A 562-nucleotide genomic window follows, 5' to 3' on the forward strand; every position below is an offset into this window, starting at 1 on the left:
GAAAGCAGGTAAGTGTAGCCGCCGCCTAATTCAGAAACTTGTTTTAGCGTCTCGTCACTTGCCGTTGGTGGTGCGATAAAGATTGGGTGGATTCCAAATTTCTCTGCCGCGGCTACGAACTCTGCGCTTTCGTTAGTCGGAACGTCTGCAATGAGAACGGAATCGATGCCCGCTTTTGCACAGCGCTCGTAGAAGCTCTCAATACCGCGTGAGTATACAAGGTTGGCGTACATCAATAGACCAATTGGCAGGTCTGGGTACTTTGCTCGAATTTTTCCGATTTGCTCAAAACAGATATCCGGAGTTGCACCCGAATCTAACGCTCGAATGTTGGCTCCTTGAATTGTTGGGCCGTCCGCCAATGGGTCTGAGAACGGAATACCAAGTTCAAGCGCATCAGCGCCAGATTCAACCAGTGTTTCCATGATCTTGTACGATTGCTCGGCGTTTGGATCACAAACCGTCACGAATGGTACAAATGCGCCTTGGTTTTTCTCGTTTAGGCGTGCAAACATCTTCTCATAACGGCTCATTAGATTACTCCTTTTTCTTCTAAGATGGC

General features: G+C 48.2%; 1 protein-coding gene. It reads right to left on the bottom strand.

Translation table 11 applies throughout. From position 1 onward, the window contains the following. Positions 1-533: tryptophan synthase subunit alpha (gene trpA / locus R8N47_RS27355; protein ID WP_318186383.1), on the bottom strand; the 533-nt coding region annotated here is incomplete at its 3' end. Positions 534-562 lie beyond the last annotated feature (29 nt).

The sequence above is a fragment of the Vibrio sp. 2132-1 genome (assembly GCF_033344315.1).